Origin of the sequence: Streptomyces toxytricini, from assembly GCF_014649915.1 — a bacterium.
GTDB classification, from domain to species: domain Bacteria; phylum Actinomycetota; class Actinomycetes; order Streptomycetales; family Streptomycetaceae; genus Streptomyces; species Streptomyces toxytricini.
Map to the genome: position 1 here is coordinate 160817 of NZ_BMTY01000015.1, position 25078 is coordinate 185894.

Consider the following 25078-nt stretch of genomic DNA (forward strand, 5'->3'; position numbering starts at 1 on the left):
AGCGGGCGGCGGAGATCGACCGGCGGCTGGTCAGCCTGCGGACGCGGGCCCAGGCGCTGCGCAACCGGGCGGACCGGGTCGACCCGGTGCTGAGTGAGCTGCGCCGGAGGTTTTCGGCGGCGTGCTGGCAGGACCTGCAGCAGGTGCCGGAGCAGGCGGTGCAGGACGTGGGGCGGGCCGAGCAGGAGCTGGCCAAGGCGGCGCTGGCCCGCGAGGAGCAGCGGTGGGGTGATGTCGCCGCGCTGATCGAGGCGGTACGGGCCGCCCTGGACTCGACCGACGAGGCCGTGTCTGCTGCGCAGGACCGGCTCAGCCGGCTGGAGGCGGTGGCCCGGGATCCGCAGGCGGAGGTGCAGCGGACGCGGTTCGCGATCCGGGACGCGCAGCGACTGGCGATGGAGGGCCGCAGCGTGCCGGATCCCCGGCATGCGGGTCCGCTGGACCAGTCGGTGGCCCGGGTCGACCGTGCGGTGGCGTCCCTGGAGGGCCGGCACCCCGACTACTGGCACTTCCTGCAGGAGATGGAGGAGGTCCGAGCGGCGGTCGGCCGCGTGGTCGCCGACATGCGGGGCCGCCGCGGCGCCGACGGATGAACGGGCTCGGCTGCTGAGCGCAGGGGCAGGCGCTCCCGGGCCCGCCCGGGTGCAGGCCGTTGCCAAGCCCGCGGCAGTCGGCTGCCGGGCGCAGCGGGCGGGCCCTCATGGGTCCGGGGCCGCCACCAAATGCCGATCAGTGCCGCCGATCCGGAGGACGGGCCGCTTCCGGATCTCGGCCGCAGGTCCCCGCAGAGCCCGCGGGCCGTCGGCTGCTGTGCGCAGGGCCGTCGGCGGGTCGGTCGGGCGGTGAGGCGGGCCGCGGTCCGGGCGGCGGCGTGCCCGGCGGCCGCAGTCCGGGCGGCGGCGTGCCCGGCGGCCGCGGTCCGGGCGGCGGCGTGCCCGGCGGCCGCAGTCCGGGCGGCGGCGTGCGGCGGCGTGCCGGGCGTGGCTGGGTGGCGGTACGGGGGGGGCATGCATGTGGCGGTTCGGGGGTGGGTGCCTCCGCGGCGGGTGTCGGGGGCATCCGGGGGTGTCCTGACCCGGGGCCCTGTTCGGGTGGGGTTGTCCGTGTGGGGGTCGCGGCGGATGCTGGAGGTGCTGGTCGGAGCAGAGGAGGGCGCCATGGCTGCCCATGCGTTTCGCAAGCCCCGCGAGGAGCATGCCGTGCGCGAGCGCCGGCGCGGACGTCGTGTGCACCGGACGGCGCCCCCGCCTCCCCCTGTGCCGCACGAGGTCTATGCCCCGCACGCGGCGTACGGGTGTCATGAGGCGCACGAGAACTACGCGCCCTACACGCCCCACGAGGACGCCGGCCGGCGGGCGCACAGGGTCGGGCACAGGCTGCTGCACCGGCTGACGCACCCGGTCGAGGCGCAGCTCGATGCGCATCTGCCCGCCGACCACAAGCTCATCACCGTGTACCGGGTCGGTGCCGGGCTGACCGGGCTGTTGCTGGTGGTGTTCGGGGTGCTGGGGTTGATCGACCGCATCGGCTTCTTCGACACCGGTGGCGACACCGTCCTCTCCCTCAACACCAACGGCGCGCTCAGCGTCCTGTCGATCTGTGTCGGGCTGCTGCTGTTCGCCGGGATGGTGATCGGCGGGAACTTCGCGTCGACGCTGAACATCACGCTCGGGCTGGCGTTCATCGCGAGCGGGTTCGTGAACCTGGCGCTGCTGGACACCGAGCTGAACTTCCTCGCCTTCAAGATCCAGAACGTGCTCTTCAGCTTCGTCGTCGGCGTGATGCTGATGTGGTTCGGGATGTACGGGCGGGTGGGCAGCGCCCTGCCCCACGACAATCCGTACTGGCGGGCCCGCCACCCCGAACAGGCCGCCCGGGAGGATCGGGCCCGGGAGCGGGCGCGGGCCCGGCTCCAGGCCCGCCACGGGCTGTAGCCTCCCGCCGGCTGCGCCGCCTCGGTAGCCTTGGCGCATGCCCCGTTACGAATTCCGCTGCCGGACCTGCGACGACACCTTCCTGGTGAGCCGTCCCATGGCCGAGTCGTCCGCTCCCGCCGACTGCCCCGCCGGCCACTCCGACACCGTCAAGCTGCTCTCCGCCGTCGCCGTGGGCGGGACCGGCAGCGCCCCCGCGCCGTCGGGCGGTGGCGGGGGCTGCTGCGGCGGCGGGGGTTGCTGCTGACCCGGCCCGGGCCACCCGGGACCGGCCCGGCCCCCGCGTCGGTCAGCGCTTGCGCGACAGCGTCAGGCCGTCGGAGATCGCCAGCAGGACGGACTCCATGCGCGGGTCGGCGGCGACGTGGTCGTTGAAGGCGCGCACGGCCGCCGCCGCGCCCGTCGCCGCCTCGTCCACGACCCTTCCGTGGAAGAGGGTGTTGTCGGTGACGACGAGCCCGCCCGTCCGCATCCGCGGGACGAGTTCCTCCCAGTACGCGATCTGGCTCTCCTTGTCGGCGTCGACGTACGCGAGGTCGATGTGCGGCTCCTGCGGCATCGCCCGGAGCGTCTCGAGCGCGGGGGCGATCCGCAGGTGGATGCGGTCGGCGACGCCGGCCTCCGCCCAGGCCTCGCGCCCGTACGCCGTCCACTCCTCGGAGACGTCGCAGGCGATGATCGCGCCGTCCTCCGGGAGGGCCTGCGCCATGGCGAGGGTGGAGAAGCCGGTGAAGGTGCCGATCTCCACCACGTGCCGGGCGCCGGTCAGCCGGACCAGGAACGCCAGCAGCGGCCCCTGCTCCTCCGCGGACTGCATGCCGGCGACGTCGGGGAACTCGGCGTAGGTCCGCTCCACCAGCTTCGCGGCGACGGGGTCGAGCGGCGGGTTGTGGTCGAGCATGTACCGGTACAGCTCGTCCGTGATCTTGGTGCTGTTTCCCTTGGTCATGGGGCCAGTGTTGCGGCTCCGGCCGCCTTCCGCGTGAACGCCCGCACGATTTCCTCGCCGGCCGCGACTCCGCGCTCCGCCAGCGCCGTCACCGTCGGAGCGGTCCAGCCGCAGTCGGCCAGTTCCCCGTGGCCGGGCCGCCAGGCGGCGTCCGCCGCGAGCAGCAGGTCGGCGTCCAGCAGGGAGTCCCCCGCGGCGAGGGTGGTGGTCGCGCCGGTGCGGCGGGCCACTTCGCGCATCGCGGCGCTCTTCGTCAGCGGCCGCGGCACCGCGTACACCTTGCGGCCCTGGAGGGAGACGGTCCAGCCGCGGTCCTCGGCCCAATCGGCCAGGGACTTGATCCATTCGTCGGGGACCCGTTCGCGCTCGACGACGAGGTACGCGAAGAGGTCCTCCGCGACGCGGGCCTTGCGCAGCCAGGCCGGGTCGGCGGCCGCCAGCAGGTGCCCGTGCACCTCCTCCAGCGGCGCGCACTCCTCGGCGAGGCGGGCCGCGACCTGACGCCGCCAGTCCCGGTCCGGTACGCCGTCCACCAGCAGCTGGCCGCCGTTCGCGCAGATCGCGTACCGGGCCGGGCGGCCGGGAAAGCGGATGCGCTGGTACTGCTTGCGCGTGCGGGTGGTGGTCGGGACGAACACCACCGCGGGGTCGGCGGTCAGTTCGGCGAGCAGCGCGGCCGCCGCCTCGGTCATGAAGGACAGCGGGCGGCTCTCGTGGACCTCGACGCACAGCAGCCGCGGGGCCGCCGCGTCGGGCATGGTGAGGGCGAGCGCCGCCGTCGAGTAGATGAGGGTGCGGTCGAGGTCGCTGGCTACCAGGACGGTCACTTGGAGGCCACAGCCTTTCCGTCGGCGCCGGTGGCGCCGCGCGTGTATCGGGGGTGGATGAGTCCCACGCACGTGTAGGGCAGCCCGTCGACCTCTTCCACCTCTACGCCGCGCTGCTCGGCGAGCAGCCGTACGTGCGCCAGGTCCGCTCCGGCGCCGCGCCGGGCCAGGATCTTCCAGGGCACGCGCCGCAGCAGCACGCGGGTGGTCTCGCCGACTCCGGGCTTGACCAGGTTCACGTCGTGGATGCCGTACTCCTCGCTGATCCGCTCCACGGCCGCCCAGCCCTCCCAGGTCGGAGTGCGGTCGGCCGCCAGGAGCTCCTTGACGTCGGCGGCGACGGTGTCGGCCACCTCGTCGAAGCGGGCGGCGACGGTGTCGACGAAGTCGGCGGACACGTCGGCTCCGGCGAGCTCGCGGTAGAACTTCGCGCCGTGGAAGTCGCCGGGCCCGACGAGGTCGTCCCGCAGCACGGTACGGGACACCAGGCCCGAGACGGTGGAGTTGAGGCAGGCGGAGGGGATGAGGAAGTCCTCGCGGGTGCCGTACGTGGACACGCACGAGCCGGGGTCGGCGAGGACGACGACGTCCCCGTCGAACTCCGCGGCGCCGGGGCCCTCCTGCTCGCGGTAGGCGCGCAGTGCGGCGGCCAGTTCGCGGGTGATGGCGCCCTTGCCGGTCCAGCCGTCGACGAACACCACGTCGGCCGGGTCGTGCCGGGCGGCCAGCCAGCGCAGCGCGTTGGCGTCGATGCCGCGGCCGCGGACGATGGAGACGGCGTAGTGCGGCAGGTCGAGCCCGTGCCGGGCGGCGGCCCAGCGGCGCATCAGTACGCCGACGGGCGTCCCGGCGCGGGCCAGGGACACCAGGACCGGGGAGGGGGAGCGCTCGGCGAGGACGGTCTCGGTGACGGTGCCGACGGCCCGGGCGATGCGGGCGGCGGAGCCGGCGAGCGCGTCGCGGTACAGCTCCTGGTACTGCGGCGACGGCTGGTACTCGACGGGCAGGGACTCGGCGTAGTGGGCGCCGCCCGCCTGGATGGCCTCCTCGCGCTCCTCCGTCGGGGCCTCCAGGGCGACGCCGGAGAGGTCCTGGAGGAGCCAGCCGACGTCCTCGGGGGCGTACGAGGAGAAGGCGGGGCCGCGCAGCGGCTCGGGCATGGTCGGCTCCTGCCGGTCGGCGGCGGTGACGGGTGCGGCGGCGGTGGCGGCGGTGGCGGGCACGGCCGCGACTGCCGGGCGGCGGGCGGGGACGACGGCGAGCAGGACGCGGCCGGTGTGCGGGGCCAGGCGGGCGAGGAGCCCGTCGGGGGCGTGCAGGGCGGCGGTGTCGCCGTGGCTGTCGACGACGGCGACGACGGTGTCGAAGCCGGCGCCGGCGACGTTGTAGGCGTAGCGGTCGCCGGGCCCGTCGGCCGGGGCGTCGTGGGCGGGGAAGACGAGCCGGGTGCGGATCGCGTAGCCGGGGTCGTCGACGGCGAGTACGGGCGAGCGGGTCGTGGTGGAGAAGCGGACCTCGCGGGCGGCGCCGGACTCCTCCAGGGCGCGGGCGAGGCGCAGCGGCGCGTACATCAGCTCCTCGCTGCCGAGGACGAGGACGCGGCCGGGCTCCGGGCCGAGGGCGTCGGCAAGCTGCCCGGTGAGCCGCGGGAGGGACGCCTCCAGCAGGGTGCGGTGGGCGGGCGTGAAGCCGTGGCGGCCGCCGTCGGGCAGGACGGCGGGCCAGTCGAGGCGGACGCGTAGGGCGGCCCCGGCGCCGGGGCGTGAGGCGGCGGACCCGGCCGCGGCACCCGCCGCACCCGCACCACCCGCCGCCGCACACGCGCCCTGCTGCTCGTACTCCGCGACGAGCGCCTGCCCGCGCGCCAGCACGCCCTCGGGCAGGTGCACCGTTCCGGAGGCGAGGGCCAGCAGGTCCACGCGGGCGCCGATCTCGGCGGCGAACGCGGCGAGGCGCTCGCGGTCGGCCGGGGAGCGGACGTCGACGAGGGCGACGACGACGTAGTGCGTGCGCGGGTTGCGGGAGTGCAGGTCGCGGATGGTGTTGAGGACCGTGTTGCCGGTGGAGAACTCGTCGTCGACGAGGACGAGCGGCCCGCTGCCGGCGAGCAGCTGCGGGTCCTCGGGCAGCAGCAGGTGGGAGGTGGCGTGCGAGTGGCTCTCCTCGAAGCCTCCGGCCGCGGCCAGGCCGGGTACGGGGCGGCGGGTGGAGTGCAGGTAGGGGGCGGCGCCGAGGCCGTCGGCGACGCAGTGGCCGAGGCCGGTGGCGGTTTCGGCGTAGCCGAGGACGACCGCGGTGGCGGGGTCCTCGCCGGAGGCGTCGAGGAGGGCGCGGACCCGCTCGCCGAGGCCGTGCCCGGCGGCGTAGACGGCCTGCGGGGACTGGGGGACGTGCTTGCCGAGGACGTTCGAGACGAGCAGGTGGGCCCGTTTGGGGTTGCGCCGCAGGGCGAGGCCCAGGAGTTCGTCCAGCCGTGGCGCCCCGGGGTCGCCGGAGGCTCCTTCCAGGCGTACGCCCAGCCGGTCCGCCACCCAGGTTCCCGACCACACCGCGTCGATCGTCTTGCCCTTCTCCGTGGCCGGGGCGGTCACTGCCGCCGGCCTTGCCTGCCGGTGCGCGCCGGTTGCGCGCGCCGGGTCCGCCCGTCCGTCCGCCACTACCGGCTCACACCTGGAGTCCGGCGGTGAGCAGGTCGACGAAGCCGACGTTCTCCTTCGCCACCCCGAAGGCCTCGGCGCGCTGCAGGGTGCGCTCGGCCCAGGCCCGGTGGGGCTTCACCTCGTTCATCTTGTTCGTGTACGCGGAGCGCATGACGCCGCCGCCGCCGCGCTCGGGGCGCAGGATGTCCTGGGCGTCGCTGAACTCCTCGTGGGAGACGACGGACAGGGCGTGCACGGGGGTGGTGTGGGCGGGGTGGATGCAGGTCTTGCCGAGGAGGCCGTTGGCGCGGTCGAGTTCGATCTCGCGGAGCAGGCCGTCCAGGTCGTGTTCGATGAGGGCGGTGCGCAGTTCCTCGACGCCTTCCTCCAGGAAGGGGCTGCGGCGCAGCTGCGGCTTGAAGAGGCGCTGCTGGCGGCGGAAGTACTCCCAGACGGGGCCGGTGACGGTGAAGCCGGTGCCGTCGGCGCGGCTGAGGACGTTGACGACGTCGGCGATGACCCCGGCGACGATCTGGATGTCGTACGCGGTCATGTCGGGGGTGCGGCGCAGCCCGTACGCGGAGCAGAAGTCGGTGACGCCGAGGCGGAGGGCGAGGACGCGGTCGCGGTGGCGGCCGACGGTGCGGGAGATGCCGGCGAGGGCTTCGGCGCGGGTTTCGAGGTGGAGGAGGTCGGGGGTCTCCAGGACGGGCATCGCGTACAGCCGGGGGAGACCGGTCTGCTCCTCGGCGGCGGTGACGGCGTCGAGGAAGGCGGTGCCGCGACTCTCGGTGAACTTGGGGAGTACGAATCCGGCCAGGAGGTGCGCGGAGGGGCCGAGGCGGCGGGCGAGGTCGGGGATCTGCTCGGGGGTGCGGACGCGGATGAAGAGCAGCGGCGGCTCGGTGCCGTCCGCGGCGCCGAAGGCGTCGAGGTCGGCGAACTGGCGGACGAGGTTGTCCTCTGCGTCGGCGACGTCGCCGTCGCTGATGGAATCCTCCAGGCAGAGGACCATGGAGACGACGCCGCGGCCGGCCTGCTTGCGGATGTCGGCGGCGAGCTTGGGGCGGGTGGCCGGGCTGTAGAGGGTGGCGCCGAGGGCGGCCGCGAGCAGGCGGGCGGGGGAGGCGGCGGTGAACTCGGCCGGCTCCTGGTGGAAGAGGTTCTCGCGAACCGCGGGCGATACGTGCCCAAAGTGACGCATGTGCTCTCCCGTACTGGCTCGGCGGCCCAACTGGCGTGGCCGGTAATAGTACGTACGAACGGCAGCCCGGAGTTCCTCGAGCACATGAAGTTCAGGTAACCCTCTTGCACGATGCCCACCGGTTCCGGCGGGGACACGGGCGCTGCGGGGGGCCGCGTTGTTCCGTGCGGCCCCGGGAGGGCAGGATGACGGGCATGACGCACGCGATGCAGAAGGGCTCGAACATCCCGGTGACCTCGGTGGCGGTCCGGGCGGTGCTGCGCTGGACCGGCGGCGCCGACGTCCCGGACGTGGACGCCTCCGCCCTGCTGGTGGGCCCGGACGGCCGGGTGCGGTCGGACGAGGACTTCGTCTTCTACAACCAGCCCCGCCACCCCTCGGGGTCGGTGTGGCGCCTGGGCAAGAAGCAGATCGGTGATGCGGTCACCGACGCCGTGCAGGCGGACCTGCGGGCGGTGCCGTCCGCGGTGGACCGGGTCCTGGTGGTCGCCTCCGCCGAGGACGTGCCGTTCGAGCGGGTCCGCGACCTGCGGATCCTGTTGTACGACGCCACGGCGAGCGGCGGCGGCGAGCCGGTGGCCTACTTCGACGTGCAGCCCGAGACGGGCGCGGAGACGGCCCTGATCTGCGGCGAGCTGTACCGGCGCGGCGAGGCGTGGAAGTTCCGCGCCCTGGGCGAGGGCTACTCGGACGGCCTGGTGGGGCTGGCGACGGACCACGGGATCTCGGTCGACGAGAACGCCGCCGAGGGCCCGGCGGACGGCGCGCCCGCGAGTGCCGGGGCCACCGCGGGGGCGGGCGCCGCGGACCCGGACCGGACGGCCGCGATGGCGCCGCCGACGCCGCTGCCGCAGCAGCCGGCCCCGCCGACGCAGGCGCCGCCGGCCGCCCCGCCCGCGTACGGGTACCCGCAGCCGGTGTCCCCCGGTCCGGGCGCCGACCCGGCGTTCCGGCTGCCGGTGCAGGGCCCGCAGTTCATGCGCCGCTGACGCCGCCCGCCGGGCCGGGGACCCCGGACCGGCGTCCCCGGTCCGGCCCGCAGTCCCGCGGGCCGGTCAGGCCTTCGTCTTGTAGCCGCGCCCCCACTGCAGGCCCCACCCGTAGAGCCGGTCAAGCTCGGACTGGAAGCCGTACACGAACTTCACCTCGCGGCGGACGATCAGCTCCCCCTTGGCGTGCTCGATCGAGACGACCGCGCAGGAGCGGGCCTCCGGCTGCCGCTCGTCCAGCGGGATCTCGATCCGCGGCCCCGTCACCGGGTAGAGGGTGACCAGGGCGTTCGTCCGGTCGAAGGCGGGCGTCTGGTCGTAGATGTAGACGAAGACGAGCAGCCGTTTGAAGTCGTCGGCGTGGTCGAGGTTGACGTAGACCGTCTCCCCGGAGGGCGCCCCGAACCGGTCGTCGCCGCTGAGCTTGACGTACGGCGGGTCGTTGAGGTCGCCGAGCAGGTTGCCGAGGGGCTGGACGACGCCCCGGGTGCCGTCGGCGAGCTCGTACAGGCAGCCGATGTCGAGGTCGACGTTGACCATGCCCTGCGTGTGCGCCTGCACCATGTCCGGCTTGAACAGCTTGAACGGGTGCCTCAGCAGCCCGGCGCCCAGGCCGCCGCGGCCGCCGATGTCGGAGGAGCGCATCCGCCAGGAGAGGTTCACGCGCAGGTTGCCGTGGACCGCGCCCTGTTTGGTCAGCGACACCGTCGGGCGCCTCCGGGTCAGCTCGATCGCCGACGCGGTGCCGCCCGCGTCGAAGTCGAGGGCCCGGCTCCCCCTGATGCCGTCGAAGAATCCCATCCCCCTGTCCCCCCTTTGTTCCCGGGATCCCCTGATCCCCTCGGTCTCGTGCGGTCGCGTCCGCGCCGCCCGCGCGGGGGCGCGGTCATGCGGACGGGGCGGCCCGCCGGGCCCGTGGACCCGGCGGGCCGCCCCGCAGTTGAGCGTTCCGCATTACCGCCGCGGTCATGCGTCGACGGTGGCGCCCTCCAGCTGCAGCCGCTTGTTGCGGCGGACCGAGGACCAGAAGGAGGCGGCGATCAGGATGACGCCGATGGTGCCGGTGATGAGCTCGCTGATCTCGTGCTCGATGGTGACGAGCAGGATGACGGCGAGGGCGCCGATCGCGTAGTGCGCGCCGTGCTCCAGGTAGACGTAGTCGTCGAGGGTGCCCTGGCGGACCAGGTAGACCGTCAGCGACCGGACGTACATGGCGCCGATGCCGAGGCCGAGCGCCATCCAGAAGATGTGGTTGGTGATGGCGAAGGCGCCGATGACGCCGTCGAAGGAGAACGACGCGTCCAGGACCTCGAGGTAGAGGAAGAGGAAGAACGCGGCCTTGCCGGCGAGGCCGACGGCGGAGACGGGCTTGCCCGCGGCCTTGGCCTTCTCCTCCTCCTCGTGCTCGCGCTCCTCTTCCTCCTCCAGCTTGTTCTCGAAGTAGGAGGACAGGCCGCCGACGATGAGGTACGTGATCAGGCCGGCGACGCCGGCGAGCAGGACGGTGGCGGACTTGTCGGCGTGGCCGGCGCTGGTGTGCGCGTTCGTGGCGAAGGTCATCGCCGAGACCAGGAGCGCGATCAGGGCGACGCACACGGAGAGCATGTCGACCTTGCCGAGCTTGGCCAGGGGCCGTTCCAGCCAGGCCAGCCACTTGTGCTCGCGCTCCTCGAAGATGAAGTCGAGGAAGATCATCAGCAGGAACATCCCGCCGAACGCGGCGATCGCCGGATGGGCGTCGGTGACGAGCGCCTCGTACTGCGCGGGGTTCTCCAGGGCGAGCTCGACCGCTTCGATCGGGCCGACCTTGGCGCTGATCGCGACGATGGCCACGGGGAACACCAGCCGCATGCCGAAGACCGCGATCAGGATGCCGATGGTGAGGAAGATCTTCTGCCAGAAGGCATTCATCTTCTTCAGGATTCCGGCGTTGACGACCGCATTGTCGAAGGACAGCGAGATTTCGAGGATCGACAGGATCAGCACGACCCCGAACGCCTCCCACCCCCACTGCCAAGCGGCGAAGGCAAGGCCGAGCGCCGTGATGGCGAACGACCAGCCGAAGGTTTTCAGAACCACTGGCACCCCATGATCTTGTACGGCTTTTACGAAACGTTGACCCCGAAGTCTAGAGCGATGCCCCTCAGGCCCGATGCGTACCCCTGGCCCACCGCCCTGAACTTCCACTCGCCCCCGTACCGGTAGACCTCGCCGAAGATCATCGCGGTTTCGTTGGAGGCGTCCTCGGTGAGGTCGTAGCGCGCGAGCTCCTGGCCGTCGGAGTCGTTCACGACGCGGATGAAGGCGTTGGTGACCTGGCCGAAGGTCTGGCGGCGGGCGTCCGCCTCGTGGATCGACACCGGGAAGACGATCTTGTCGACCTCGGCGGGCACCTTGGTCAGGTCGACGAGGATCGACTCGTCGTCGCCGTCGCCCTCGCCGGTGAGGTTGTCGCCGGTGTGCTCGACGGAGCCCTCGGGGCTCTTGAGGTTGTTGTAGAAGACGAAGTACCGGTCCCCCAGGACCCGGCCGTCGCGGCACAGCAGCGCGCTGGCGTCGAGGTCGAAGTCGGCCCCTGTCGTCGAGCGCGCGTCCCAGCCCAGCCCGACCAGGACCCGGGTGAGGTTCGGTGCGGCCTTGGACAGGGAGACGTTGCCCCCCTTGGCGAGTGTGACGCCCATGTTGAAGTCCTCCCCGGACGACGTGGTGGTCGCGGCGCCCCCGGGGTGCTCCGGCGGGCCGGCGGTGGATCGGTGCCAAGCGCGTCCGGCGCCGTACACGCGGTGTGCACGACGCCGGACGGGTGGGACTGCCGGCGGGCCGGCAGCCCGGGGCTCAGACGTTGACGCCGAAGTCCTGCGCGATGCCTCGCAGGCCCGAGGCGTAGCCCTGGCCGATGGCGCGGAACTTCCACTCCGCGCCGTTGCGGTAGAGCTCGCCGAAGACCATGGCCGTCTCGGTCGAGGCGTCCTCGGAGAGGTCGTAGCGGGCGAGCTCGGTGTTGTCGGCCTGGTTCACGACGCGGATGTAGGCGTTGCGGACCTGGCCGAAGCTCTGCTGGCGGCTCTCCGCCTCGTAGATCGAGACCGGGAAGACGATCTTGGCGACGTCGGCCGGGACGGCCGCCAGGTTCACCTTGATCGCCTCGTCGTCGCCCTCGCCCTCGCCGGTGAGGTTGTCGCCGGTGTGCTCGACGGAGCCGTCCGGGCTCTTCAGGTTGTTGAAGAACACGAAGTTGGCGTCGCTGGCGACCTTGCCCTGGTCGTTGGTCAGGATCGCGCTGGCGTCGAGGTCGAAGTCGACACCGGTGGTGGTGCGGGCATCCCAGCCCAGACCGACGAGCACGGCCGTCAGGTTCGGTGCGGCCTTGGTCAGCGAGACGTTGCCGCCCTTGCTGAGGCTGACTCCCACGGGTCCTCCAATGGGTTCATGAGTGCGGGGTCGGTGCCCCTGTCGTGCGGTGGGGCCCTCCCGGCGGCGGGCCGGCAGGGCTACCCGATCAACGTGTCGATCCTAGTGACCGGTTCCCACCCGGACGAGGTTTCACGCGGAACCCGGTCGGCCGGGGGGCCCGGGGCCGGCTCAGAGGCTGTCGAGGGCCTTGATGTACTCGTTCAGGTCACGCGCGTCGGGCAGCCCGTTGACGACGGTCCAGCGCACGACGCCGTCCTTGTCGATGATGAACGTGCCGCGCAGCGCGCAGCCCTTGTCCTCGTCGAAGACGCCGTAGGCGCGGGAGGCCTCGCCGTGCGGCCAGAAGTCGGAGAGCAGCGGGTAGTCGAGGCCCTCCTGCTCGGCGAAGACGCGCAGGGTCGGCACGGAGTCGTTGGAGACGGCCAGGAGCTGGACGTCGTCGTTCTGGAAGCGGGGCAGCTGGTCGCGCAGCTCGCACAGCTCGCCGGTGCAGACGCCGGTGAAGGCGAACGGGTAGAAGAGCAGCACGACGGCCTTCTCCCCGCGGAAGTCGGAGAGCCGCACCGTGGCGCCGTGGTTGTCCTTGAGCTCGAAGTCCGGAGCCTTGTTGCCGACCTCGATGGCCATCTGTCGCATCCCTTCGTTCCCGCATCCCTGCTCTGGGCTGTTCGGGTGGCCCCAGCCTAATGTGCCGCCGCCGCAGGGGATCCGGCCCGGAACGCACACACCCCGCCGACGGGGTCGGCGGGGTGTGTCTCCGCTGGCTGCGGCGCGTGGCTCAGCGCTTGGACTTGGCGGCCTTCGGGGTCACCAGCTTGCTGGCGGCCCACTCCTTGCCGACGCTGACGGGCCGCGTCTGCGACAGGCCGGCCGTCTCGGCGGCCTCGCTGATGTCGCTGGCCTCGACGTAGCCGGGGCGGCCCGTCTTCGGGGTCAGCAGCAGGATCAGCGCGGCGTCCTCGACCAGCTCGGTGGCGTCGACGAGGGCGTCGGTCAGGTCGCCGTCCTCGTCGCGGAACCACAGCAGCACCGCATCGGCCACGTCGTCGTAGTCCTCGTCGACGAGGTCGTTGCCGATCAGTTCCTCGATCTCCTCGCGGAACTCCTGATCGACGTCGTCGTCGTAGCCGATCTCCTGGACCACCTGTTCGGACTGGAAACCCAGCCGGGCGGCCAGGCTCTCCGCGTGGTCCGCGGTCGCGCTCACGGGGTGCCTCCTGCTCATGTTCGGTGAATGTCTTCGGGCCGCGCGCGTGCGCGCAGCATTGGGCGTAGTCCACACGGGCGCGGCGGATCGCGCAAGTACCCGGCCGCGGAGACCGTCGAAACGGTGACGATTGCGGCCGTCTCGCCGCAACTTTCAGCCTTCCCGCGTGTCCCTGTGGTGATTCATCCCACACCATTCCAGCTCATTCGGCATCACACGCTGACTTTCCCACCTGTTTGAGGGGCGAACACCCTGGCGAACCGCTTGCCGGCCCGGGGCGGAGGCCGGGGCCCGGGCCGGAGCCCGGCGCGGCACGTCTTCGGCAATCCCCGGGACTCCAGGGATTACCCAGTGGTAGAGATGACGATTCCGACCGAGCGTAAGACCATGGGAGGCGGCGAAACCAAGGCACGACTCCCCTGACAGCGAAGGAACAGCGTGGCTTCCGCATCCGATCGCAATCCGATCATCATTGGCGGCCTGCCGAGCCAGGTACCGGACTTCGATCCGGAGGAGACGCAGGAGTGGCTCGACTCCCTCGACGCCGCCGTGGACGAACGCGGTCGCGAACGCGCCCGCTATCTGATGCTGCGGCTGATCGAGCGGGCCCGCGAGCGGCGCGTGGCCGTGCCCGAGATGCGCAGCAGCGACTACGTCAACACGATCGCCACCAAGGACGAGCCGTTCTTCCCCGGCAACGAGGAGATCGAGCGCAAGGTCCTGAACGCCACCCGCTGGAACGCGGCCGTCATGGTCTCGCGCGCCCAGCGGCCCGGCATCGGCGTGGGCGGGCACATCGCCACCTTCGCCTCCTCGGCCTCCCTCTACGACGTCGGCTTCAACCACTTCTTCCGCGGCAAGGACGAGGGCGACGGCGGCGACCAGATCTTCTTCCAGGGCCACGCCTCCCCCGGCGTGTACGCCCGCGCCTACCTGCTGGACCGCCTCTCCGAGCAGCAGCTCGACGCGTTCCGCCAGGAGAAGTCGAAGGCCCCGTACGGCCTGTCCAGCTACCCGCACCCGCGGCTGATGCCGGACTTCTGGGAGTTCCCGACGGTCTCGATGGGCCTCGGGCCGATCGGGGCGATCTACCAGGCCCGGATGAACCGGTACATGGAGGCGCGCGGGATCGCGGACACCTCCAGGTCACACGTATGGGCGTACCTCGGCGACGGCGAGATGGACGAGCCGGAGTCGCTGGGCCAGCTCTCGCTGGCGGCGCGCGAGGGCCTGGACAACCTGACGTTCGTCGTCAACTGCAACCTGCAGCGGCTCGACGGCCCGGTCCGCGGCAACGGCAAGGTCATCCAGGAACTGGAGTCGATCTTCCGCGGGGCGGGCTGGAACGTCATCAAGCTGATCTGGGACCGCTCCTGGGACCCGCTGCTGGCGCAGGACCGGGACGGCATCCTCGTCAACAAGATGAACTCGACGCCCGACGGGCAGTTCCAGACGTACGCCACGGAGACCGGCTCGTACATCCGCGAGCACTTCTTCGGAGACGACCAGCGGTTGCGCGCGATGGTCGCGGACATGTCCGACGACCAGATCCTCCACCTGGGCCGCGGCGGCCACGACCACCGGAAGATCTACGCGGCGTACGCGGCGGCGCGCGCCCACAAGGGCCAGCCGACGGTGATCCTGGCCAAGACGGTCAAGGGCTGGACCCTCGGCCCGAACTTCGAGGGCCGCAACGCGACGCACCAGATGAAGAAGCTGACGGTCGACGACCTCAAGCGCTTCCGCGACCGCCTGCACATCCCGATCACCGACGCGCAGCTGGAGAGCGGCGCGCCGCCGTACTACCACCCGGGCCGCAACTCGCCGGAGATCCAGTACATGCACGACCGCCGCAAGGCGCTGGGCGGCTACGTCCCGACGCGGGTGGTGCGGGCGAAGCCGCTGCAGCTGCCGGACGACAAGGCGTACGCGGCGGTCAAGAAGGGCTCCGGCCAGCAGTCGATCGCGACGACGATGGCCTTCGTCCGCCTGCTGAAGGACCTGATGCGGGACAAGGAGATCGGCCGGCGCTTCGTGCTGATCGCCCCCGACGAGTACCGCACCTTCGGCATGGACTCGTTCTTCCCGAGCGCCAAGATCTACAACCCGCTGGGGCAGCAGTACGAGTCCGTCGACCGCGAGCTGCTGCTGGCGTACAAGGAGTCCCCGACCGGGCAGATGCTGCACGACGGCATCTCGGAGGCGGGCTGCACGGCCTCGCTGATCGCGGCCGGCTCGGCGTACGCGACGCACGGCGAGCCGCTGATCCCGGTGTACGTCTTCTACTCGATGTTCGGCTTCCAGCGCACGGGCGACCAGTTCTGGCAGATGGCCGACCAGCTCGCGCGCGGCTTCGTGCTCGGCGCCACGGCGGGCCGGACCACGCTGACGGGTGAGGGCCTGCAGCACGCCGACGGCCACTCCCAGCTGCTGGCGTCGACCAACCCGGGGTGCGTGGCATACGACCCGGCGTACGGGTACGAGATCGCGCACATCGTCCGGGACGGGCTGCGCCGCATGTACGGCCCGGAGGCGGAGGACGTCTTCTACTACCTGACGGTCTACAACGAGCCGATCCAGCACCCGGCCGAGCCGGACGGCGTGGACGTCGAGGGCATCCTCAAGGGCATCCACAGGGTGGCGGCGGGGACCTCCGGCGCCATCCCGGCGCAGATCATGGCGTCGGGCGTGGCGGTGCCGTGGGCGGTCGAGGCGCAGCGGATCCTGGCCGAGGAGTGGAACGTCAGGGCGGACGTCTGGTCGGCGACCTCCTGGAACGAGCTGCGCCGCGACGCCGTCGAGGCGGAGGAGCACAACCTGCTGCACCCGGAGGAGGAGCAGCGCGTCCCGTACGTGACGCGGAAGCTCTCGGGGGCGCAGGGGCCGTTCGTCGCGGTGTCGGACTGGATGCGGGCGGTGCCGGACCAGATCGCCCGGTGGGTGCCCGGTGCGTACACCTCGCTGGGTGCGGACGGCTTCGGCTTCGCGGACACGCGGGGTGCGGCGCGCCGCTTCTTCCACATCGACGCGGAGTCGGTGGTGCTGGCGGTGCTGACGGAGCTGGCGAAGGAGGGCCGGATCGACCGGTCGGCGCTGAAGCAGGCGGTGGACCGCTACCGGCTGCTGGACGTGGCGGCGGCCGACCCGGGCCCGGCGGGCGGCGACGCCTAGCGGACGCGGGGCAGCAGGTTCGGCGGCGGGCCGGGGTGCGGAGTGCGCCCCGGCCCGCCGCCGTGTCCGGGTGTGCCGCGGTCCGGTCCGGCGCCGGTCCGGTCCGGCCCGGCCCGGGGGTTCCTTACGATGCTGCACATGAAGGAAGCCTCCCGCCGGCTGCGATGGGAGCGGCGGACGCAGGCTCCGCTGCTCGTCCTCGCCGTGGCGTTCGCCGTCGCCTATGCCGTCCCGATCGTCCTCCCGGACGCGGGACCGCGCGTGCAGCGGGCGTGCACGCTGGCCGAGTGGCTGGTGTGGGGCGCCTTCGCCTCCGACTACCTGGTGCGGCTCGGGCTGTCGCGGGCCAGGCGGTCGTTCGTGCGCACCCACTGGCTCGACCTGGTCGCGGTGGTGCTGCCGATGGTCCAGCCGCTTCGGCTGCTGCGGCTGGTGGCCACCCTGATCCTGGTGGGGCGGCGGGCCAGGATGGCTCCGCAGATCCGGCTGACCACCTACGTGGCGGGTGCGGTGGTCGGCCTGCTGATGTTCGGTTCGCTCGCGGTACTGAGCGTGGAGCGGGACGCCCCGGGCGGCAACATCCGGAACCTGGGCGACGCCGTGTGGTGGAGCTTCACGACGATGACCACGGTCGGGTACGGGGACCACTCCCCCACCACCGGCCTGGGCCGGGTGCTCGCGGTGGGTCTGATGCTGTCGGGGATCGCGCTGCTGGGTGTGGTCACCGCCAACATCGCCGCCTGGTTCATCTCCCGGTTCGAGCGGGACGACCGCGTGGAGCGGGAGCAGACAGCCGCGATCGCCGATCTGGCCGCGGAGGTGCGGGCGCTGCGCGCCGAGGTGGCCCTGCTGCGCGGGGCCGCCCCGGACGCGCCGGCCGCGCTGGCGGTCCCCGCGCCCGCGGCGGCCCCGGCGGCGGGAAGCGCGGCGTCTACCGCTCCCACACCTTGAAGGCCCGTACGAGGTAGCCGGACTGGGGCAGTTGGACGCCGTCGCCGGGATACGTCTGGAACTCCCCGGTCTCGGCGCACTCGGCGGACTGGTACGTCGTCACGGGCCGCCCGGTGCGGTTGACGAGCGACTGGGCGCTGGCCCCGGCGGGCAGGGCGGTGCAGCTGTTGATGTCGAGGGTGCTCAGCTCGTACGCGTGCCGGGTGCCCTTGAAGTCCGGCTTGGCCCAGAGGCAGAGCTGGCCCGCCGCGCAGGGCACCGCCCGGGTGGGCGGCGGTCCGGCGGCCGGCCCGGCCTGGGCGGCGCGGGCGGTGCCGGGGAGGAGCGCGGTGAGCGCGAGGGCGGCCGCGGCGAAGGCGGTGACGGTACGGACGCCGGGGGCGCGGACGGCGGCGGCGCGGGCGGTGGCGGCGCGGGCGGTGGCGGTGGAAACGGCACCTGCGGGTGAACTCGTACGCATGACGGATCGGCTCCTTCGTGGACGGAGCGCTCCCGGACCGCTTCCGGGAGCGCTGCGCGTCCACGCTGACCTGCGGCGACGGCCGGGCGGAAGGGGCCGCGGGCGGGTCCACACTGATAGGGGCAAGCCCCGCCGGAAGGGTCCGGCGGGGCTGTGCGGTGCACGGTGTTGACGCGCGGCCGGGCCGGCTCAGACGTGGGCGGCGCCCGCGCCCGCGGCGGCGTTCTCCCCGCGCTTGGTGAAGCAGGCGACGACGGCCGCGGCGACCGCGACGACGCCGGCGGCGGTGAAGGCCGTGCTCATCCCGGACACGAAGGTGTCGTGCGCGACCCCGGTGATCGTCTCGGCGACCTGCGCGGGGACGCCCTCGGGGACGGGGGCGAGGCCGACCTGGACGCCCTTCTCGGCGAGCTCCTGCTGTTCCGGGGTGAGCGGCGGCAGCTGCGCGGCGGCCCACTTGTCCCCGAAGGTGTCACTGACGGTGCCGGCCATGACGGCGCCGAGGACGGCCGTGCCGAGGCTGCCGCCGACCTGCATGGCGGCCTGCTGGAGTCCGCCCGCCACGCCTGAGAGCTCCAGCGGGGCGTTGCCGACGATGACCTCGGTGGCGCCGACCATGACGGGGGCGAGGCCGAGGCCGAGGAGGGCGAACCAGAGCGACATCTCCAGGGTGCCGGTGCCGGTGGTGAGGCCGGCCATCCCGAAGCAGGCGGCGGCGGTCGCGACCATGCCGGCGACGAGCGGGATGCGCGGGCCGACCGCGGTGATCGCGGCGCCGGCGAGCGGGGAGCCGATGATCATCATGCCGGTCAGCGGGAGCAGGTGCAGGCCGCTGTCGACGGGGCTCATGCCGTGGACGTTCTGCAGGTAGAAGGTGACGAAGAACAGGCCGCCCATGAAGGCGAACGCCATCAGCACCATCAGCACGGTGCCCGCGGACAGCGGCAGCGAGCGGAACATCCCGAGCGGGATCAGCGGCTCGTCGGCCTGGGACTCCCACACGGCGAAGGCGGTGAAGAAGGCGAGGGAGACGAGGAGGAAGAGGAGCGTCCACAGGTCGCCCCAGCCCCACTCGGAGGCTTTGATCAGCGCCCAGACCAGCGAGAACATCGCGACCGACAGCATCAGGATGCCGGGGACGTCGAAGGAGCGCGGGGCGTTCGCGGCGCGGTGGTCGAGCAGGATGACCAGGCCGAAGGCCAGGGCGATGACGCCGACGGGGATGTTGACGTAGAAGACGGACTGCCAGTTGACGTTCTCGACGAGGAGGCCGCCGACGATGGGGCCGGCGGCGGTCGAGGCGCCGATGACCATGCCCCAGATGCCGATGGCCATGTTGAGCTTCTCGGCGGGGAACGTGGCGCGCAGCAGACCGAGCGCGGCGGGCATCAGCAGGGCGCCGAAGACGCCCTGGGCGACGCGGAAGCCGATCACGGCCTCGACGGTGGTGGAGAGGCCGATCGCGGCGGACGCGCCGGCGAAGCCGACGATGCCGATCAGGAAGGTCTGCCGGTGTCCGAAGCGGTCGCCGAGCTTGCCGGCGGTGATGAGGGAGACGGCGAGGGCGAGCAGGTAGCCGTTGGTGATCCACTGGACGTCGGCGAGGGAGGCGCCGAGGTCCTGCTGGATCGCGGGGTTGGCGACGGCGACGACGGTGCCGTCCAGGGTGACCATCATGACGCCGATCGCCACGGCGAAGAGGGTCAGCCACGGGTGGCCGCGCAGTGCGTTGCCGACCGGCCCCCCGCCCGGCTCCTTGACGGGTATGCGGTCGCCGCGGTCGCCGACGGTGGTCTGATGAGTCATGCCGCCACACTATTGACAGCGACTGACACTTCACAAACGGGTTAACGAGGCAGTCGCTGTCACGTCGGTCACAGGTACCCTGACCGCTCACTCAGCGTCAGATCAGACGTCAGACCAGGGGCCGGCCGACCCGTCCCGGAAAGGACTCCCCGCGGTGATGACCGACGAGCGGCCCGCCCCCGCGACCGGCCTGCGCGAGCGCAAGAAGCAGCGCACCCGGGACGCGCTGCTGCGCGCCGCCCTCCTCCTCTTCATCGCGCAGGGGTACGAGCAGACGACCGTCGACGAGATCACCGACTCCGTCGACGTCTCCCAGCGCACCTTCTTCCGCTACTTCGCCAACAAGGAGGAGGTCGCCTTCGCCGCGCAGGACATCATCGACTCCCACTTCCTCGCCGCCCTGCGGGCCCGCCCGGCCGGCGAGGGGCCCCTCACGGCGCTGCGCGGCGCGCTCCGCGACTCCTGGAGCAGCCTTGAAGAGGCCCTGTCCGAGGTGGTGCCCGTCGACCTCTACGTGCGCACCTACCGGCTCATCGAGTCGACGCCGGCGCTGCTCGCCGCGCACCTGCGCCGCTCGGCCGAGGTCGAGGAGCGGATCGCCCGGCTGATCGCGGAGCGTGAGGGCCTGGACGTGGACGCCGACCCCCGCCCGCGGGTGGCCGTGGCGGCGTTCTCCGGCGTGATGAGGGTCACCGGGCGGCTGTGGGGGCAGGGCGACGACTCCGGCATCGCCGCGATCCGCGACCTGACCGAGGCTTACCTCGACCACATCGGCCCAGCTCTGGCGCCCGACTGGCGCTGATCACGCCCGGGACGCCCAAGCCCGACGGGCCGTCAGTTCCGTGCCGCACGGCAGCGGGTGGGCCTCCCCGGCGCCGTGAGCCCCGTCACCCCGCGCATTCCGGCCCGCCGCGGTCTCCTACGCTGGTGCCAGATGAACGTGAACGTGCCCGGCTCCGCCCGCCTCTCCCCCGGTACCGACCCGCGCCCCGCCGCCCTGCGCGTCCTGCTGGCGCTGGGGGTCGTCTTCCTCATGCTGGCCACCACGGGCTGGACCGCCGTGCACCGGCCGGACGCCGGCACCTCGCTGCGGGCCGCCGGCCTCGCCGCCTGGTCGGCGACGCGCATCGGGGGCCGCACCGTGCCCCCCGCCGACGCACCCGTCCGGACCGTCGCCCGCTTCTTCGCGGGCCTCGACGCCAGTGCCCGCACCCACCTCGCGGACGCCCACCCGTTCGTCGTCGGCAACCTGGCAGGCGCCCCCGCGGAGCTGCGCTACCGCGCGAACGCGCAGGCGCTCCTCCTCGCCGAGCAGGTGGAGCTCGCCCGCAGCCGGGACGTCTCCCTCACGCCCGCCGACCGCACCGCGGCCGGCCGGCGCGCCCACCGCTTCGCCTCGCTGGCCGAGCCGGGCCGGCAGGTCCTCGCCTTCGACCCCACCGGCGGCGGCCGGGTCGCGGAGGTCTTCGGCAACCTCGACCGCGCCGAGCGGATCTCCGTCATCGTCCCCGGCGTCGACACCGACGCGGTCACCTTCGAGCGCACCCAGCGCCGCCTCACCTCCCCCGTGGGCATGGCCGAATCCCTGTACGCGGCCCAGCGCGCGGCCGCCCCCGGTGCCAGGACCGCGGTCATCGCCTGGGCCGACTACACCGCGCCCGCCGGCGTCGGCGTGGACGCCGCGACGGGGCGCATGGCCGTCGACGGCGCCGCGCGCCTGGAGGCCCTGGCCGCGTCGCTGCCGGGGGACGCGACGGTCGCGCTGTTCTGCCACAGCTACGGCTCCGTCGTCTGCGGGGTCGCCGCCCACGCGCTGCCGGAGCGGGTGACGGACGTGGTGGCTGCGGGCAGCCCCGGCATGCGCGCCGGCTCGGTGGCCGAGCTGCGCACGTCGGCCCGGGTGTGGGCGATGCGGGACGCCGGGGACTGGATCGCGGACGTGCCGCACCTGGAGGTCGGCGGGCTGGGCCACGGCGCCGACCCGGTCTCCCCCGAGTTCGGTGCGCGGCTGCTGTCCTCGGCCGGGGCCCGCCTGCACACCGGCTATTTCGAGCCAGGCACCGGTTCCCTGGACAACTTCGCCAAAATCGGAACCGGCGCACTCGGTTCTGTTGCCTGCGCCACCGGCGACGATGCCTGCCGCCGCGGAATTTCCGGGACAGACGCGGACTGACACGCGTAGAGCCCCGAAAATCGGGCCCTGCGCCGAGGGGGACGCGCAAGGGTCCCTCCCCTTACCATGTGCCGCATGGGTGACGTACTGGCCGGAAATCATGCCGTCTGGGAGTTCGACTCGGACTCGGTGCTCATCCGCTTCGCACGGGGGATGCGAACGCCGAGGCTCTGGCAGGCCCTCGGGGCGCGGCGGATCCCCTTCGAGGCGCTCGCCGCGGTGGAACTCTCCTCCCGCGGGGGCGGCAGACGCGATGCGGTGGTGCTGCGCGCCATACCGAGGCCGGGCGCAGACCCCCTGGTGGAAGCCGCCGCGGGGCAGCTGCGGGAGGTGTGCGACCCGTACCGGCTGGTCGTGCCGGCGGACCGGGGCGCGGAGGCGGCCGCGTTCGCCGAGGCGCTGCGCGAGCGGATCGGACCCGGCGGCGACGAGCCGGCCGGGCGGTTCCTGGTGCCCGCCGCGGAGCCGCCGCTGCAGCTGAAGGCGTACGACGCCCGCGTCTCCTTCGACGGCCTGCGGGTCACCTTCCAGTGGTCGCGCACCGGCGCCACGGGCACCAAGTGGAAGGCCGGCGACCAGAGTTACGCGCTCTCCGAACTGGCCGGCGTCGAATGGCGCTCGCCGGAGGGGCCCGGCGGACACCTGCGGCTGCTGCGCCGCGACACCGACGGCGACCCGCGGCCGGACCACGACCTGGCCAGCGCCGTCTTCGGGACGGGCTACGGATCGGTGCAGGAGTCGCTGCCCTTCGCGGCGGCCGTCCTGGCCGCGCTGCGCACCCGCACCCCGGTGGCGGCCGTCCCGGCCCCGCGGTCGGCGGAGCGCCTGGACCGCCTCGGCGAGCTGCACAGCGCCGGCCTGCTGACGGACGCCGAGTACACGGCCCTGTGCGACCGCTTCACGGCGGCCGACGGCCGGCTCGCCACCGAGGCGTAGCCGCCACGGCCCCCCTCGGCCCCGGCCGGTGCCGGAAGGCGCGGCGCCCCGTCGCGGACGCCCGCCCCCGCCTCCCCGGCCCGCAGCCACGCGGCCCGGCAGCGCCGTCACGCCTCGCGGGCCGCCGACGTGAAGGCCATGTTCGGGTAGCGGTCCCCCGCAACCCCGGCCGCGAGCGGCTCCAGCGCGGCCAGCTCCTGCTCCGCCAGCGTGATCCGGGTCGCCGCGGTGTTCTCGGCGAGCCGCTCCGGCTTGCGGGTGCCCGGGATCGGCACCACCGGCAGGCCGTGCACCTGCGCCCGCTGCTGCGCCCAGGCCAGCGCGATCTGCGCCGGCGTCGCCCCGTGCGCCTTCGCAATCTCCCGCACCGGCTCCAGCAGCGCCGTGTTGGCCTTGGCGTTGTCGCCGGTGAAGCGGGGCTGCTGGGCGCGGAAGTCGCCCTCGGACAGCTCCTCGGCGGAGGCGAACGTACCGGTCAGGAATCCGCGGCCGAGGGGGGAGTACGGCACGAAGGCCACCCCGAGCTCCGCCGCAGCGGGCACCGCGCTGCGCTCCACGTCGCGGCTGAAGAGCGACCACTCCGACTGGACCGCCGCGATCGGGTGGACCGCGTACGCCTCCCGCAGCTCCGCGCCCGTGACCTCGCTGAGGCCGAGGTGGCGGACCTTGCCCTCCTGGACCAGCTGCGCCATCTCGCCGACCGACTCGGCGAACGGCACCGCCGGGTCGTAGCGGTGCATGTAGTAGAGGTCGATCACGTCGGTGCCGAGCCGGCGCAGGCTGTCCTCGACGGCCTGGCGGATGTAGGCCCGGTCGTTGCGGATGCCCCGGTGGCGCGGGTCGTCGCTGCGGACGAGCCCGAACTTGGTGGCGAGGGTGATCTCCTCGCGGTGGGCCGCCACGAACGGGGCGAGGAACTCCTCGTTCCGGCCGCGCCCGTAGGCGTCGGCGGTGTCGATCAGGGTGACGCCGGCGGCGAGGGCCGCCTCCAGCGTGGCGCGGGCCGCCGCCTCGTCCGTCTCCCCGTAGAACTCGCTCATGCCCATGCAGCCGAGGCCCTGGATGCCGACCAGGGGGCCGCCCTTGCCGAGTTCTACCTGCTCGATGGTGGTGTTCTGCGTCATTGCCGTGCGGCCTTCCCCGTGTAGAGATCGATCTTGAAGTCCAGTACGGCGAGCGCGTCGTTCAGCTCCGAGATCCGCGCCCGCACCTCGTTCCTCGTCCGCTCCAGCAACTCCCGCCGCTGGTCGACGGTGTGCTCCCCTTCGCGGACCAGCTCCGCATACCTGACCATGTCCGCCACCGACATCCCGGTGGTGCGCAGCTTGCCCACGAAGGCCAGCCACTGCAGGTCGCCGTCGCTGAAGCGCCGCTGCCCCGAGTGGGAGCGGTCCACCTGCCGCATGAGGCCGATGCGCTCGTACCAGCGCAGCGTGTGCTGGGACAGACCGGTGCGCGCCTCGACCTCGCTGATCGTGTACCGCGGCGGCATCTGCGTCTGCGTCTGCGTCAGGCTCATGGCGACCACGCTAGGACCCTTGAGTGCACTCCAAGCAAGTAGGCTCGGCGGCATGGAGAGCGTGGAGAGGCTGGAAAGCCTCCAGATCATCGAGAACTGGCCGGTTCCCGCCGCCGCCGCGGCGGTGGTGCGTGCCGACGGCGGCGTGGCGGGCTCCCACGGGCCGGTCGACCGCCGCTTCGCGCTGGCGTCCGTGACCAAGCCGCTCGCCGCGTACGCCGCGCTCGTCGCGTACGAGGAGGGGGCGGTCGAGCTGGACGAGCCGGCCGGCCCGGAGGGGTCGACGGTCCGTCACCTGCTCGCGCACACCAGCGGTCTCGCCTTCGACGAGCACCGCGTCATGGCCCCTCCGGGGACGCGCCGGCTGTACTCGAACGCCGGCTTCGAGGTACTCGGCGACCACATCGCGAAGGCCACCGGCATCCCGTTCGCCGAGTACGTGCACCAGGCCGTCTTCGAGCCGCTCGGCATGGCGTCGACCACGCTGGAGGGCTCGCCCGCGAAGGACGGCGTGTCCACCGTGTCCGACCTGGTCCGCTTCGCCGCGGAGCTCCAGGCGCCGCGCCTGCTGGACGTGCGGACGGTCGCCGAGGCGACGACGGTGGTCCACCCGGGCCTCAAGGGCGTGCTCCCCGGGTACGGCCACCAGTCCCCCAACGACTTCGGGCTGGGCGTGGAGATCCGCGGGCGGAAGTCCCCGCACTGGACGGGCGCCGGCTCCTCGCCCCGTACGTTCGGCCACTTCGGGCAGGCGGGCACGTTCCTGTGGGTGGACCCGGAGGCCCGGGCTGCGTGCGTGGCCCTGGCGGACCGCGCGTTCGGCCCGTGGGCCGTCGAGGCGTGGCCCCCGTTCACGGACGCCGTCCTCGCCGAGCTGTCGGGCCGGCCCGCCCGCTGAC

Annotated in this window: 23 protein-coding genes and 1 pseudogene; 10 read left to right on the forward strand and 14 right to left on the reverse strand. The window is 73.0% G+C overall.

Features of this window, described 5'->3' with window-relative positions; translation table 11 throughout:
- From IE170_RS32785 to IE170_RS20430, 3 genes and pseudogenes are all read left to right on the forward strand, one after another.
- Positions 1–593 (forward strand): annotated as a pseudogene (locus IE170_RS32785) (hypothetical protein); the annotation flags it as partial.
- A 783-nt stretch (positions 594–1376) separates the two neighbouring features.
- A complete protein-coding gene (locus tag IE170_RS20425) occupies positions 1377–1934 on the forward strand; it encodes a DUF4383 domain-containing protein (protein ID WP_189810914.1) in 558 nt (185 codons plus the stop codon).
- A gap of 37 nt (positions 1935–1971) precedes the next feature.
- Entirely contained in the window at positions 1972–2181 is a 210-nt protein-coding gene (locus IE170_RS20430) for an FmdB family zinc ribbon protein (protein WP_189810851.1), read from the forward strand.
- Between the two features lie 42 nt (positions 2182–2223).
- Here IE170_RS20430 and IE170_RS20435 read toward each other — a convergent pair whose 3' ends face one another.
- From IE170_RS20435 to IE170_RS20450, 4 genes are all read right to left on the reverse strand, one after another.
- On the reverse strand, positions 2224–2883 hold the full coding sequence (locus IE170_RS20435) for an O-methyltransferase (RefSeq protein WP_189810852.1): 660 nt from the start codon (positions 2881–2883) through the stop codon (positions 2224–2226).
- Positions 2880–3710: an HAD family hydrolase gene (locus IE170_RS20440; protein ID WP_189810853.1), complete on the reverse strand. Its 831-nt coding sequence runs from the start codon at positions 3708–3710 to the stop codon at positions 2880–2882. Before IE170_RS20440 ends, IE170_RS20435 begins: the two co-directional genes overlap by 4 nt.
- Positions 3707–6268: a phosphoribosyltransferase gene (locus tag IE170_RS20445; protein WP_189810915.1), complete on the reverse strand. Its 2562-nt coding sequence runs from the start codon at positions 6266–6268 to the stop codon at positions 3707–3709. The genes IE170_RS20440 and IE170_RS20445 overlap by 4 nt, the downstream gene beginning before the upstream one ends.
- 106 nt (positions 6269–6374) lie before the next feature.
- Entirely contained in the window at positions 6375–7553 is a 1179-nt protein-coding gene (locus IE170_RS20450) for an HpcH/HpaI aldolase/citrate lyase family protein (RefSeq protein WP_189810854.1), read from the reverse strand.
- Between the two features lie 194 nt (positions 7554–7747).
- On the opposite strand from IE170_RS20450, the gene IE170_RS20455 reads away from it, so the two are divergent.
- The gene (locus IE170_RS20455; protein ID WP_189810855.1) at positions 7748–8542 is read left to right on the forward strand and encodes a TerD family protein; all 795 of its coding nucleotides are present in this window, start codon (positions 7748–7750) and stop codon (positions 8540–8542) included.
- A gap of 66 nt (positions 8543–8608) precedes the next feature.
- On the opposite strand, the gene IE170_RS20460 is transcribed toward IE170_RS20455, so the two are convergent.
- From IE170_RS20460 to IE170_RS20485, 6 genes are all read right to left on the reverse strand, one after another.
- A complete protein-coding gene (locus tag IE170_RS20460; protein ID WP_189810856.1) occupies positions 8609–9343 on the reverse strand; it encodes a Tellurium resistance in 735 nt (244 codons plus the stop codon).
- 165 nt (positions 9344–9508) lie between these two features.
- Complete coding sequence (locus tag IE170_RS20465; RefSeq protein ID WP_189810857.1) at positions 9509–10621, reverse strand: DUF475 domain-containing protein; 1113 nt, start codon at positions 10619–10621, stop codon at positions 9509–9511.
- 26 nt (positions 10622–10647) lie between these two features.
- Positions 10648–11223 carry a TerD family protein gene (locus IE170_RS20470; RefSeq protein WP_189810858.1) on the reverse strand — a complete coding sequence of 192 codons (576 nt, stop codon included), beginning with the start codon at positions 11221–11223 and terminating at the stop codon, positions 10648–10650.
- Between the two features lie 154 nt (positions 11224–11377).
- Positions 11378–11953 carry a TerD family protein gene (locus IE170_RS20475; protein WP_125543789.1) on the reverse strand — a complete coding sequence of 192 codons (576 nt, stop codon included), beginning with the start codon at positions 11951–11953 and terminating at the stop codon, positions 11378–11380.
- Positions 11954–12124: 171 nt separating this feature from the next.
- The gene (locus IE170_RS20480; RefSeq protein ID WP_189810859.1) at positions 12125–12583 is read right to left on the reverse strand and encodes a peroxiredoxin; all 459 of its coding nucleotides are present in this window, start codon (positions 12581–12583) and stop codon (positions 12125–12127) included.
- Between the two features lie 151 nt (positions 12584–12734).
- Complete coding sequence (locus IE170_RS20485) at positions 12735–13163, reverse strand: DUF3052 domain-containing protein (RefSeq protein WP_189810860.1); 429 nt, start codon at positions 13161–13163, stop codon at positions 12735–12737.
- 438 nt (positions 13164–13601) lie between these two features.
- On the opposite strand from IE170_RS20485, the gene aceE reads away from it, so the two are divergent.
- Together aceE and IE170_RS20495 are read left to right on the forward strand one after the other, a co-directional pair.
- Positions 13602–16334: a pyruvate dehydrogenase (acetyl-transferring), homodimeric type gene (aceE, locus tag IE170_RS20490; protein WP_189810861.1), complete on the forward strand. Its 2733-nt coding sequence runs from the start codon at positions 13602–13604 to the stop codon at positions 16332–16334.
- 138 nt (positions 16335–16472) lie between these two features.
- Positions 16473–17285 (forward strand): potassium channel family protein, encoded by an 813-nt coding sequence (locus IE170_RS20495; RefSeq protein WP_189810862.1) that lies wholly within the window; start codon positions 16473–16475, stop codon positions 17283–17285.
- On the opposite strand, the gene IE170_RS20500 is transcribed toward IE170_RS20495, so the two are convergent.
- Both IE170_RS20500 and IE170_RS20505 read right to left on the reverse strand, forming a co-directional pair.
- The gene (locus tag IE170_RS20500; protein ID WP_189810863.1) at positions 17266–17745 is read right to left on the reverse strand and encodes a peptidase inhibitor family I36 protein; all 480 of its coding nucleotides are present in this window, start codon (positions 17743–17745) and stop codon (positions 17266–17268) included. The two genes, IE170_RS20495 and IE170_RS20500, sit on opposite strands and share 20 nt — an antisense overlap.
- 189 nt (positions 17746–17934) lie before the next feature.
- On the reverse strand, positions 17935–19422 hold the full coding sequence (locus IE170_RS20505; RefSeq protein ID WP_229885003.1) for an MFS transporter: 1488 nt from the start codon (positions 19420–19422) through the stop codon (positions 17935–17937).
- A 286-nt stretch (positions 19423–19708) separates the two neighbouring features.
- Between IE170_RS20505 and IE170_RS20510 the strand changes: the two genes are divergently transcribed.
- From IE170_RS20510 to IE170_RS20520, 3 genes are all read left to right on the forward strand, one after another.
- Positions 19709–20353, forward strand: coding sequence for a TetR/AcrR family transcriptional regulator (locus tag IE170_RS20510; protein WP_189810865.1), 645 nt, complete (start codon positions 19709–19711; stop codon positions 20351–20353).
- A 132-nt stretch (positions 20354–20485) separates the two neighbouring features.
- The gene (locus IE170_RS20515; RefSeq protein ID WP_189810866.1) at positions 20486–21724 is read left to right on the forward strand and encodes an alpha/beta hydrolase; all 1239 of its coding nucleotides are present in this window, start codon (positions 20486–20488) and stop codon (positions 21722–21724) included.
- A 75-nt stretch (positions 21725–21799) separates the two neighbouring features.
- Positions 21800–22660, forward strand: a complete 861-nt coding sequence (locus tag IE170_RS20520) for a DUF4429 domain-containing protein (protein WP_189810867.1) — start codon at positions 21800–21802, stop codon at positions 22658–22660.
- A 107-nt stretch (positions 22661–22767) separates the two neighbouring features.
- Here IE170_RS20520 and IE170_RS20525 read toward each other — a convergent pair whose 3' ends face one another.
- On the reverse strand, positions 22768–23784 hold the full coding sequence (locus IE170_RS20525; RefSeq protein WP_189810868.1) for an aldo/keto reductase: 1017 nt from the start codon (positions 23782–23784) through the stop codon (positions 22768–22770).
- Positions 23781–24179 (reverse strand): MerR family transcriptional regulator, encoded by a 399-nt coding sequence (locus IE170_RS20530; RefSeq protein ID WP_223856043.1) that lies wholly within the window; start codon positions 24177–24179, stop codon positions 23781–23783. Before IE170_RS20530 ends, IE170_RS20525 begins: the two co-directional genes overlap by 4 nt.
- Positions 24180–24249: 70 nt before the next feature.
- Between IE170_RS20530 and IE170_RS20535 the strand changes: the two genes are divergently transcribed.
- Complete coding sequence (locus tag IE170_RS20535) at positions 24250–25077, forward strand: serine hydrolase domain-containing protein (RefSeq protein ID WP_189810917.1); 828 nt, start codon at positions 24250–24252, stop codon at positions 25075–25077.
- The last annotated feature ends 1 nt before the right edge of the window (position 25078 follow it).

Bases quoted from the DNA above. Each gene is read 5' to 3' on its own strand.
- IE170_RS20430 (WP_189810851.1), top strand. From the start codon at position 1,972: ATGCCCCGTTACGAATTCCGCTGCCGGACCTGCGACGACACCTTCCTG.
- IE170_RS20435 (WP_189810852.1), bottom strand. From the start codon at position 2,883: ATGACCAAGGGAAACAGCACCAAGATCACGGACGAGCTGTACCGGTAC.
- IE170_RS20450 (WP_189810854.1), bottom strand. From the start codon at position 7,553: ATGCGTCACTTTGGGCACGTATCGCCCGCGGTTCGCGAGAACCTCTTC.
- IE170_RS20455 (WP_189810855.1), top strand. From the start codon at position 7,748: ATGACGCACGCGATGCAGAAGGGCTCGAACATCCCGGTGACCTCGGTG.
- IE170_RS20460 (WP_189810856.1), bottom strand. From the start codon at position 9,343: ATGGGATTCTTCGACGGCATCAGGGGGAGCCGGGCCCTCGACTTCGAC.
- IE170_RS20470 (WP_189810858.1), bottom strand. From the start codon at position 11,223: ATGGGCGTCACACTCGCCAAGGGGGGCAACGTCTCCCTGTCCAAGGCC.
- IE170_RS20480 (WP_189810859.1), bottom strand. From the start codon at position 12,583: ATGGCCATCGAGGTCGGCAACAAGGCTCCGGACTTCGAGCTCAAGGAC.
- IE170_RS20495 (WP_189810862.1), top strand. From the start codon at position 16,473: ATGAAGGAAGCCTCCCGCCGGCTGCGATGGGAGCGGCGGACGCAGGCT.
- IE170_RS20500 (WP_189810863.1), bottom strand. From the start codon at position 17,745: ATGCGTACGAGTTCACCCGCAGGTGCCGTTTCCACCGCCACCGCCCGC.
- IE170_RS20505 (WP_229885003.1), bottom strand. From the start codon at position 19,422: ATGATGGTCACCCTGGACGGCACCGTCGTCGCCGTCGCCAACCCCGCG.
- IE170_RS20510 (WP_189810865.1), top strand. From the start codon at position 19,709: ATGACCGACGAGCGGCCCGCCCCCGCGACCGGCCTGCGCGAGCGCAAG.
- IE170_RS20515 (WP_189810866.1), top strand. From the start codon at position 20,486: ATGAACGTGAACGTGCCCGGCTCCGCCCGCCTCTCCCCCGGTACCGAC.
- IE170_RS20520 (WP_189810867.1), top strand. From the start codon at position 21,800: ATGGGTGACGTACTGGCCGGAAATCATGCCGTCTGGGAGTTCGACTCG.
- IE170_RS20525 (WP_189810868.1), bottom strand. From the start codon at position 23,784: ATGACGCAGAACACCACCATCGAGCAGGTAGAACTCGGCAAGGGCGGC.
- IE170_RS20530 (WP_223856043.1), bottom strand. From the start codon at position 24,179: ATGAGCCTGACGCAGACGCAGACGCAGATGCCGCCGCGGTACACGATC.